The 4,894-nt window shown below is 48.9% G+C and carries 3 protein-coding genes; 2 read left to right on the forward strand and 1 reads right to left on the reverse strand.

Going from position 1 to position 4,894, the window contains the following annotated elements; genetic code table 11:
- Positions 1-2,712, forward strand: a 2,712-nt coding sequence (locus tag OEM52_13925; protein MDK9701234.1) for a T9SS type A sorting domain-containing protein, incomplete at its 5' end; no start/stop codon positions are given.
- A gap of 310 nt (positions 2,713-3,022) precedes the next feature.
- Here OEM52_13925 and nth read toward each other — a convergent pair.
- Positions 3,023-3,763, reverse strand: coding sequence for an endonuclease III (nth, locus tag OEM52_13930; GenBank protein MDK9701235.1), 741 nt, complete (start codon positions 3,761-3,763; stop codon positions 3,023-3,025).
- 76 nt (positions 3,764-3,839) lie between these two features.
- On the opposite strand from nth, the gene OEM52_13935 reads away from it, so the two are divergent.
- A complete protein-coding gene (locus OEM52_13935) occupies positions 3,840-4,724 on the forward strand; it encodes a universal stress protein (protein MDK9701236.1) in 885 nt (294 codons plus the stop codon).
- Positions 4,725-4,894: the final 170 nt, after the last annotated feature.

Consider the following 4,894-nt stretch of genomic DNA (forward strand, 5'->3'; position numbering starts at 1 on the left):
ACTCAACACCCTACACCTTATACCCTAAACCCTTCACCCGATTTCTTACACCCTACACCTTACACCTTACACCAATCTTTTTCCACCTTACACCGTACGGAAACACGCAGTGTGGAAGCGAACGGTGAACTGCCATGGAAGAATAATTACTTCTTGGGGAATGATTCGACAAAGTGGGCACCGAATTGCCGCAACTTCTCTACGGTAGTGTATCGGGACGTGTGGGATGGGATTGATGTTGAATGGTATGAAAACGATGGGAAACTTGAATTCGATTTCATTGTCCATCCCGGTTTCGATCCGTCCCAAATTCGGATGTCCGTTGAGGGTCTTGAAGGGAATCGGATTTCGGGGTTCGGGGATCAGGAATCGTTATTGTCATTGCGAGAGCGCCCTGCGCCGAAGCAATCCCATTTGGATAACGGGAACCGGGAACCGGAGACCGGGAACAGTAGGGGCGAGCCGCGCACGCCCGCAGTTACAGGTGTAGGTCGGACAATCCTGTCTGACAAATATTCCAGTAGGGGCAGACCCTCTGGGTCGCTCGATGAAAATGTTCGTGACCTGCTTCGCGATTCACGAACCACTGGAGGTACTGGTCTGTCTTTGCGAGGAATGGAACGTAGGATCGTCAGCCGCGAGGCTGACAGCCGCAGTGAAATGACGAAGCAATCCCATTTGGGGAATGGGGAACAGGCAATAGGCAATGGGAATAATGTTCGTGCCCTGCTTCACGATACGCGAACCACTGGAGGAATTTCTTCTCGAACCCCGAGCCCCGAATCCCGAACCCCTACGAATGGAACCCCTATTGCCCAATCCCCATTGCCCATTACCGAGCTTCGGTTACCAACATCATTGGGGGAATTACGAACGGCGCTACCGAGCGTGTATCAAATCTCGGCAAATGGAACACGAAATGAAATCGATGCGGCTTTCCACCTCACCGACGAAAACACCTTTGGAATTGTACTCCCCAACGGTTACAATCCCAACCACTCCTTACGCATCGATCCCCTTATCTACAGCACGTTTTTAGGGGGAAGTGATTTAGATATTGCTTATGGTGTTACCGTAACCGATGATAACGAAGCTATTGTAGTTGGAGTCACATCAAGCCAAAATTACCCAACGACGCCCGGAGTCGGTCAAGGGATGTATGCTGGTCAATTTGATGGTTTCGTTACTAAAATGAATAGTACAGGGAGTATGCTGCTGTTCAGCACTTATATCGGTGGTTCGGGCGATGATCATTGTAGCGGTGTTGCAACTGGTGATGTTAGTGATGTTACAGTTACTGGGCGCACATCGAGTTCTAATTTTCCAACGACAGCAAACGCAATTGACCGTTCTTACAATGGTGGACAATACGATTGCTTCGTCGCTCATCTGAACAGCTCAGGCTCCCAATTAATTGGAAGCACTTATCTTGGCGGTTCGCTTTACGATTGGGGAACTGGCATTGTCCATCAACTCAATGGTGACTGTACAATTGCCGGTTATACGTCCAGTACAAACTTTCCAATAACCACTGGAGCTTTTGATACTTCTTTCAATGGTGGTGGCGCAATGTATGGGAGCGACTGTTTTGTCGCTAGGATAAACGCATCTTGTTCCCAGCTTGTCTATTGCACCTATCTTGGCGGTTCAGACGATGACCGCGCTTTATCGATTACAACCGATGACTCTGAAAACGCAATCTTTACCGGTACCACATCCAGTTCCAACTTCCCAGTCACATGGAATGCCTTTGACACACTTTACAATGGTGGTAATGTAAATGGCGGCGACTGCTTTGTGGCTAAGCTGAACACAGACGGATCCAGACTTGAATACTGCACTTTCATAGGTGGTTCAACTATAGATGTTGGAACCGGGATCGTCTTCAATTTGGATAGTACTGTATCGATAGCGGGTGTTACAGGTAGTGTAGATTTCCCAACAACTTCACTAGCTTACGATACTAGTTACAATGGAGGTGTGTACGATGGATTTGTTACTAAGTTTGACAGTGAACATTCTCTTTTGTCGTTTAGTACATTTTTGGGGGGAACAAACAATGATTATTTATGGTCAGTATGCACCGACAGTAGTGGAAATACCATAGCAACCGGCGCAACTTCCAGCACAGATATTCCAACCACACTAGGAGCAATAAGCAGACAATTTAATGGTGGTACAAATGACTGTTTTCTTTCAGCATTAGATCACGAAGGTTCTCATTTAAATTATTGCACTTACCTCGGAGGTTCAGGCAACGATGGAATTAATGCATCAAGAATGGATAACTTTGATCGAGTTGTGATAGCAGGGACGTCAGGAAGCAATGATTACCCCACAACAGAAAGTGCATTTGATACATCGTATAACGGTGGCTCTGGTGACTGTTTTCTCTCTCACATACAACTGCTCGTCGAATCAGTTAGGCAAACATACAACTTTAGTCCACTTATTTATTCTTTACTAGAGGCTTACCCCAACCCCTTCAACTCTTCCACCACGATTTCGTATTCACTTCCTAAGTCAGGGACTGTCGAATTGAAACTCTACGACCTTACCGGTCGGGAAGTCGCAACTCTTGTAAACCAAAAGCAACAAACCGGAAGTTATCGGGTGACCTTCGATGGGAAGAATCTCTCCTCGGGAACCTATTTCGTGCGGATGCAAGCGGGAGAATTTGTCAAGACACAGAAGATGGTGCTGTTGAAGTAGGGGATCGGGGATCGAAAAAAATGGTGAAGGGTGAAAGGTGTAAGGTGAAGGGGGATGGGTTGGGACAGGCGTCCCCGCCTGTATTGGGTACAGACAGGTCTCCAGACCTGTAAAAAAACGAACGGGCGACCAGAGGGTCTGCCCCTACACTCAAATGGGGTTGCTTTGCTTCGCTCGCAATGACACGGACAGACTATTCTGGGGTCTGCCCCTACTCAAAAGGGCGGCTGCCAGCCGCCCCTACGGAACGGGTTTGGAAACCTGTAACCACCAACAATGGAAGAAACAGACATTTTCTGTGTTACTGATTCTACAGCAAGTTTGCACTCGGACACATCTTTTGTAAGAAGCAATCACCACAACGCTGTTTTCGCGCATTGCACAATCCCCGCCCGCGAAAAATGAGTTGGTGGGATATTTCGATCCACTTGTCTAACGGAATGATTTTCATTAAATCCCGTTCGATTTTCACTGGTTCAGTTTCTTTCGACCAGCCCAACCGTTGCGATAACCGCGCGACGTGAGTATCGACGACAATCCCCTCCGACTTGTGAAAAGCGACCCCCAACACCACCGAAGCAGTTTTCCGACCGACGCCGGGCAACTTGATTAGCTCCTGCATCGTCTGTGGTACTTCCCCCTGAAATTGCTCGACAATTCCGCGCGCCATCCCCAAAAGATTTTTCGCTTTATTCGAGTAGAAACCGGTGCGTCGAATCAATCCTTCCAATTCCACTTGTGATAATTGGAGCATCGTCTTCGCATCGGGAGCCTTCGCAAATAACGCCGGCGTCACCTGATTGACCATCACATCCGTACATTGTGCCGAAAGAATCGTCGCCGCCAGTAATTGGAACGGAGTCTGGTGAGTGAGTGCGCATTCCGCGTGCGGATAATGCTGCTCCAATAACTGCAATACCGCAGCAATCGTTGGATTCCCTTGCTTACTTTTACCGCGAACGGTCACCGAACGCTTCGCGAGCGGATTTCCGGGAGTTACCCTATCCGGTACAGCTGCCTTTTTTTTCGATTCGCGATTCATATCTTTCATGGCGTACTCACTTTGCACTATCTTTACAAATAGTCAGAAATTGTTAGAAGTTAACTCGAAGAGGGGGGCGTAAGAAATGTTCGATACGATTCTATTGCCGGTCGACTTTTCCGAACCATCGGCACGGGCAGCCCGTTACGCTGGTGCGATTGCCTTGCATACTCATTCGAGTCTGCAAATTGCGACGGTGATTCCTTCACTGGAAGCTGGCGCTGACCGCACACCTCTTCTCCGTCAATTTATGGCGGATTCCGCCGAGGAATCGATCCACGCATTAGGTTTTACCACTTTTCCCGAAGACCGGATTTCCTGGAAAACCATTATCAACGACAGCGTATCAAATGCGATTCTCGAGTATAGCGCATCGCCGAAAGTCGGATTAGTTGTCATGGGAACCCACGGCCGCAGTGGTTTATCAGCGCTACTTCTCGGCTCAGTAACCGAGAAAGTCATGCGCAATATCCGCAAGCCGCTATTGGTGGTGGGACGAGGAAAAGACTTGTTGACGAACGTCAGCCACTTGCCCGCCCGCATCCTTATCGCGACCGATTTCTCCGAAGCATCGAAAGCGGCGCTGCAGCAAGCGGTCCGGTTAGCGCAGTTATGGGAAGCATCTTTGGTCATCGTTCACGTGGTGGAAATAGCGATGACGGTACCCTACACCCCGCTCGGAGTAGGTCCGGTCTTTTCGAGTGATTCCGAAGCGATGAATGAAGCGCGAGCGAATTTGCATGATTTCGTCGAACAAAATGTTCCGGAAAATTTACCATGTGATTGGATTGTTGCGGAAGGGGAACCGGCACAGCGGATCGAAGAAATCGTGAATGAGCAAAACGTTGAAATGGTGATAGTCGGAACACGCGGCCACACGAAATTAGAGCGCTGGTTTTTAGGTTCGACGTCGGAACGGTTGTTGCAAAAATGTTCGGTCGCGGTTTGGGTACAGCCATTGTTGCCGTAACGGTCTCACTGCGAATTTAGTTTTGGAGAGGCGCGGGACTTACTACGAATCCTTCACGATGGGATTTGTAATCGGAATCCGGTCATAGGCGTCATCAAGGAGTTGCCGTCCGGCGAAACAGTCCCGCACCGTATGCCAATAGAGAAGATCCGGCTAGGCCTCCATACCAC

It is taken from the genome of bacterium, assembly GCA_030247525.1.
Lineage (GTDB): Bacteria > Electryoneota > JAOADG01 > JAOADG01 > JAOADG01 > JAOTSC01.

What these genes read in the sequence shown, in the direction of transcription:
- nth (MDK9701235.1), bottom strand. Translation starts at nt 3,763, where the DNA reads ATGAAAGATATGAATCGCGAATCGAAAAAAAAGGCAGCTGTACCGGAT.
- OEM52_13935 (MDK9701236.1), top strand. Translation starts at nt 3,840, where the DNA reads ATGTTCGATACGATTCTATTGCCGGTCGACTTTTCCGAACCATCGGCA.